Below are 5,624 nucleotides of genomic sequence, written 5' to 3' on the forward strand. Positions count from 1 at the left end.
AACCAGAATCTCAGGCCGCATCGTCACATCCTCAAGTGACGTCATTATTGACGTCCATAATGACGTCAACTTACCACCCGCACCCAACGCTCATAAGGCGGTCTCGAGCGGCCGGTTACAAGTTGAAGGCGGGAAAGACTGGTTTCTGACACTTGCGGCGCGAGTCAGGATGAGGTCCCATTGGCCACACTACGGAATTTGTAACATTTCTATGGAATATTCTTACTTACGATTGTATCAATTTGTGTGTCTTAAAGATCAGTTTGTGCGAATCATTACAGTAGGGAGCTGACGTTGGAAGAAAAAAATGAGGATCTCTATTCTCCTTCTGCTCAGCCTGTGGAGGATGATGCAGGTGACGGCTTTGTAGCAGGCCAAGCCTCCAAGTCCGAGGTTGCCAATACGGCCGACAACTTAGAGAAGGTCGTTCAATTATTGGGTGATAACGCACGCAATCAACACTCTCCGATGTTTGGTCAGAGCAGAGCTTGGACGTGGGTATTTACAATTTTTGTCGTCATGTCCACCATTGGACCGATAATTGCTGCAATATTGTCAGTGTATAATTCGCACATCTACGTCGCGGAATTTTTCGTATCAGTTTACTTTATTGGGGTTGTTGGTATACCCGGAACTGTTTTTTCTATGATTTTATCAGGATTAGTAAAAGAAGGGCGTGATCAGATAAAAAATATTTTGAATGCTGCTAAGAACGAAGCCGAGAAAGACAAAGAAATCGAACGTGAACTAAAAAAATGCGACATAAATTCACTATTAATGCTTCGCGATGCATATCTGAGAAATTATAATAGCTATAAGTCGCAATATGATTTTATGAGTATTGGTGCTGCAATACCATTGGCTGGTGCAATTTTTGCCCATTGGTCGGCTCCCCTTTCTAACATTATACCGAATGAAAAAATCGTTCACTATATCCTTTGGGCTGTAGGCATAGGAATGGTCAGCATTGCAGCCGTCTGTCAAATAATGAAAGCGAGTCTTCGCCTAAAAGGTGGCCAGCATGAACGTATTCTTGCAATCTTCGAGTCCATTTTGGGACCAATCTCGAATAGAAAGAAAGTCGGAAAGCCAAAGAAGCCAATACGTGAGTCAACATTGTAGTCGTCCTGAAAACGTAAGCGTTCGGGGGTCGCAGGTCTGACGTCACTCTGGACCGCTCTTGAACTCACAGAAATGTCCGCTTTCAAACTGCGACGGCTAAAAGCGGACCTTCCGATCTCCCCCAGTTGCTGCCATTAGTCTACGCTTCGAAACCCCTGACAGCCCGAAGTCAGTCATCACACAGTTTGGAAACTCTACTCGCGCGCGTCACTGAGGGCACGGGCACGGGCACGCTGGTATTACGGCTTCAAGCCTCAATGCGCACGAGAATCTTTTTCCCCTTGATGCGCCCGTGCTTCAGGGCGGAGAGGCTTGCCGGCAGGTCATCGAACGCGGTGACTATATGCGGCTGGAGGCCGAGGGCACCAATCCGCACAGCGTCGAGCAACTGCGCTCCGGCCTGGCGCCACTCCCGCCAGTTCTCCGCCGTCGCATGGCCGTGCGCGCTGTTCAGCGCGACTTCATGCAGGGACAGCGCCGTCGTGAACGGCGGCAGAGGCGGTGATTCCAGCCGATCCTGAATGCAGACCAGATGTCCGTTATACCCCACCAGTGGCGCCAGACCGCGTGCATACGCCCCGCTCGTGGTGTCGAATACAGCAAAGAGGCGGCGCGGCCCGAGTGCTACGGTCAATTGCGCACGCCAGCGCTCATCGCGATAATCGAACGTACCGGCAACGCCCAACGCAAGCAGCCGTTTGTGATGAGCCGGCGACGCGGTCGCCCAGACACGCCAGTTCCGACGCAATGCCAGTTGCACCAGGATCAGCGACACAGCGCCGCCAGCCCCGGTCACCAGTACATCCCGGTTCGGCATATCCGGTACCTTGGCGAGCGCCTGCCACGCCGTCAGCCCCGGACACGGAATTCCGGCGGCGCTCTCGTCGCTGACACCGTCGGGAATAACGAGCGCACAATCGGCATCCACGATCGTATATTCCGCGAAGCTACCCGGTTTGCCGATCCCCTGATGATATGCGATCCGCGTTCCCAGGGGGATACTCACGCCGTCGCCGACCTCCGCGACGATTCCGATACCGTCCACGCCCGGCACATGCCCCGGCCTCCATCCGTCGGGACTGGCGGCAATGACTTTCCAGTCAACGGGGTTGAGCGCGATCATGGTATTCCGCACGACGATCTCACCCGGTCCTGGAGACAAGAAGGCCCGGTCCACCAGTTGAAGCTGTTCGGGCTCGCCCGGCGTGTACCAGCTCCAGGCACGGTATGTCGTTACGGAAGCGTCCATCACCGATCGTCCCTCTCGCGCTGTAAAAGCAGCGTCTTCTCACCTCGGAAACAAGCGTTGCCTTTCAGAGAATATCCACATTTCTCCGCGACCCTGCACGACGCCGCGTGTTCCGGCGCGATGATACAGACCGTGCGATCCACACCGCGCCCGTCCATCCATGCCAATGCAGCCTGAAGCGCTTCGGTCGCAAATCCCTGGCCATGCGCCCAGCGCGCCAGAACCCAGCCGGCTTCGGGCACAGTGTCCAGAGATGGTTCAATATCGCGCTTCCAATCAGCGAAGCCGACATCACCAACATAACGCCCATCCGCTTTCGTACGGACACACCAGTATCCATAACCCAGAAGATCCCACAGGCCCCGATAGCGAAGAAGGCGAAACCAGCTTTCCTGTTCCGACGATGGAACGCCGCTGATGTGACGAACGACATCCGGATCGCTCCACATCGCATGTAGATCGTGAAAATCCGTCATCTGATGGAGCGAGAGACGCAATCTTTCCGTTTCGATCACACGGCTCTTCCTTTCTGGTTACCAATCCGCAAGGCCCGCTCCACAGCGTGCCGGAGAGGTTCCATATCACCCTCGGTCGTGATCCAGAGCGTTGCCCCTTCGAGTTGCGCAAGGGTATCCGCTGCAACGGACGCCGGTTCGGAAATCGTCCCGGCTTCAAGAATCCCGGCCATCGCATCGCGTAATCGTGCGAAAAAAGCCCGCACCGCGTCCCGAGCGTCCGGTGTCTGCGCCGTCACGCCATACGCGAGATGCAGCCCTACGCAGCGCCCTCTCGCCTCGAATGTCCCGGCGATCCGTTCGATCAGCGTCCGCCAGGCCGCACGCCAGTCCGTCGCAGGATCCGGAAGACCGGCCAGCGTGTCGTCGAGCGTCAGGGCCAGCACTTCGCGCACCAGCGATTCCTTTGACGGAAAGCGCGTGTAGAGGCTTTGCGGACGCAGGCCCACGCGATCGGCCAGATCGCGCATGGACGCGCCTTCGTAGCCATACTCGCGAAACAGTTCGCGAGCTTCGACAACGATCCGGTGGATAGGAACGGGTTCTCGCATTTCGCCTTTGACTCACGAACGGTCGTTCGTCACAGTAGGGCGCATGGTGCCGCCGGGCAAGTTCCGTCCGTCTCCTGCCCTCTTAATTTCCGATCACAGGACACCCCGTGATGCTTCTCTATGATCTGGACGTCTCCGGAAACTGCTACAAGATCCGGCTTTTTGCGGCCCTCACCCGCACGAAGCTGGACCTTGTTCCCGTCGATCTCGCGTCGGGTCAGAACCATGATCCAGATTTTCGGAAACTGAACCCGTTTGGGGAAGTCCCGGTTCTGGTGGATGGTGACTTCACACTTCGGGACTCTCAGGCCATCCTGGTTTACCTTGCCGGTCGGCTGGCGGACCGCGCTTGGTGGCCTGAAGACGCCATGTCACAGGCCACCATCACACAATGGCTTTCAGTGGCGTCGAGCGAGGTTCGCAACGGTCCCAACGCCGCCCGTCTGATCCGGAAATTCGGGTATCCCCTCGATATGGGCACGGCCATGCGCTGGACCGACAAACTCCTGCCGCTGCTCAATGCGCATGTCGAGACACAGGACTGGTTTGCGCTCAACCGCCCTACGATCGCCGACTGCGCTCTTTTCCCCTACCTCGCACTGGCACCCGAAGGCGGTATCGACCTTGCCCCCTACCCGGCCCTCGGACGCTGGTTCGATCGCGTCGGGAATCTACCGGGTTTCATCCCCATCCATGCCGGGTCTGTGAAGTAATTATTTATATAAACATTCAGGAAAACCTCCCATGCGTCGGCACCGCCATCAATGGATCGCCCAGTATACTCTACTGCTTCCATCCGGGCTCCGCGAAACGGGCGATCAATGCACTAACCACTGAGGCACCTCACACAATAGGGTCGCTCACCCTGTTTTTCTGCCGAATCTGTTATGTCACCTTCGAAAATTTACAGGGGGGGGGAAGCTACCAAGCCCCAATAACCGCACTGTGTGAGATACCTACAAAGTGGCGACACCTCTCTGGCAACCGTAACATTGAATCGCTACATCCCATCGAACAGGGTTGAACGCATACAAAATTCCATATATCGTTAAAGACGCTCTTGGCATGAGCATGGCACTCGCCGTTCCGAAGCTGCTGGCAGCATTGCTGTAAAAGATTTTTGAAACATCCTTTCAACTGGCGTTCGAGCTTGAAAGGCGGTTGGCGAGTGACGCTTGTAAATTCAAGCCAGGAGTATCGCCATGTTGAATCGTAGTGTGCGTCCTACAACAATCGATGGCGTTAAACGTCTTGCTATCGAAATCCGGAAAAAGAGCGGAATTCAGCATTCCGTAGCTCTTGATCGTGCAGCTCAAGCCGCCAATTGCTCGAATTACCGGAATGCTCGTCGAGTTTTACCTGCGCGAGCCGTTATGTGTGCCCGGCCTTATGTATTGTTGACGATTTACTGGCGCGATGAGAAAAAACCACAGAACATAGGACGCGAAACTCTTAACATCAGCCTCTCAAAGCCAATCCTCCACATCTGCGATAAATTAGCGCTCAAATATGCTCGGGGGTTTGGTGATCTTCGGATGGTCGCAGACGACCATTTCGTGTGCGACACATTGGCGCAAACGCAGGTTCGTGCCAGAGAACGCCTCTGCACCGCAGAGCGCTCGCTACGCTTCATGGAATATACAGGGCTACGCCCCTGTCGCAATCACCGTAAAAATTATCCTGACGGTTCCTCCAAAGACAGCCTGCCAAACAACGATCATGCAACCAGATGGATTGATCCAACAATAGGACAGTTCATATTGGTTGACGAACCATATAAAGGCGCACCTGACGACTTAGAACGTACCCAATGGGCGATACGACATAAATGGAGCATTTCTAAAACCTCTTGGGCTGGGATGTATAATCCCTATGAATGCGGCCTTTACATTGCGACAGAAAACTCACCAAACTATGATCTCGACGCCCTGACAAAGAAAATTAATAACATGCCCCCGCCACTACTTGAGAAAAACTGGACCGGAGAGTCCGTGCTATCGTGGGATATGTTCGTCAGTCCCATGGCGAACACCCCCCAAGATATTCGACGCGCCCGGTCACAAGCCACAGTTATTCCTAACCCATCTTATTCACGGCATTGAGTATTTTGCGTGGATTTTTCTGCTTTTGTGGTTTGTGCGCGCGGGATCGCACCGAGTTGAGGCGGTGTCATTTTGAAACGGTGGA

Annotated in this window: 6 protein-coding genes; 3 read left to right on the forward strand and 3 right to left on the reverse strand. The window is 54.5% G+C overall.

Annotated elements, in window-relative coordinates; genetic code table 11:
• Positions 1 to 294 precede the first annotated feature (294 nt).
• Positions 295 to 1,122: a hypothetical protein gene (locus HLH48_RS22360; RefSeq protein ID WP_182999661.1), complete on the forward strand. Its 828-nt coding sequence runs from the start codon at positions 295 to 297 to the stop codon at positions 1,120 to 1,122.
• A gap of 247 nt (positions 1,123 to 1,369) precedes the next feature.
• On the opposite strand, the gene HLH48_RS22365 is transcribed toward HLH48_RS22360, so the two are convergent.
• The 3 genes from HLH48_RS22365 to HLH48_RS22375 are packed head-to-tail and all read right to left on the reverse strand — an operon-like array spanning position 1,370 to position 3,437.
• The gene (locus HLH48_RS22365; RefSeq protein ID WP_182999662.1) at positions 1,370 to 2,371 is read right to left on the reverse strand and encodes a zinc-binding dehydrogenase; all 1,002 of its coding nucleotides are present in this window, start codon (positions 2,369 to 2,371) and stop codon (positions 1,370 to 1,372) included.
• Positions 2,371 to 2,886: a GNAT family N-acetyltransferase gene (locus HLH48_RS22370; RefSeq protein ID WP_220795279.1), complete on the reverse strand. Its 516-nt coding sequence runs from the start codon at positions 2,884 to 2,886 to the stop codon at positions 2,371 to 2,373. The genes HLH48_RS22365 and HLH48_RS22370 overlap by 1 nt, the downstream gene beginning before the upstream one ends.
• The gene (locus HLH48_RS22375) at positions 2,883 to 3,437 is read right to left on the reverse strand and encodes a TetR/AcrR family transcriptional regulator (RefSeq protein WP_182999663.1); all 555 of its coding nucleotides are present in this window, start codon (positions 3,435 to 3,437) and stop codon (positions 2,883 to 2,885) included. Before HLH48_RS22375 ends, HLH48_RS22370 begins: the two co-directional genes overlap by 4 nt.
• Before the next feature lie 110 nt (positions 3,438 to 3,547).
• Between HLH48_RS22375 and HLH48_RS22380 the strand changes: the two genes are divergently transcribed.
• The gene (locus HLH48_RS22380; protein ID WP_182999664.1) at positions 3,548 to 4,150 is read left to right on the forward strand and encodes a glutathione S-transferase family protein; all 603 of its coding nucleotides are present in this window, start codon (positions 3,548 to 3,550) and stop codon (positions 4,148 to 4,150) included.
• Positions 4,151 to 4,639: 489 nt separating this feature from the next.
• Positions 4,640 to 5,539: a hypothetical protein gene (locus tag HLH48_RS22385; RefSeq protein ID WP_182999665.1), complete on the forward strand. Its 900-nt coding sequence runs from the start codon at positions 4,640 to 4,642 to the stop codon at positions 5,537 to 5,539.
• Positions 5,540 to 5,624 lie beyond the last annotated feature (85 nt).

Origin of the sequence: Gluconacetobacter sacchari, from assembly GCF_014174255.1 — a bacterium.
Lineage (GTDB): Bacteria > Pseudomonadota > Alphaproteobacteria > Acetobacterales > Acetobacteraceae > Gluconacetobacter > Gluconacetobacter sacchari.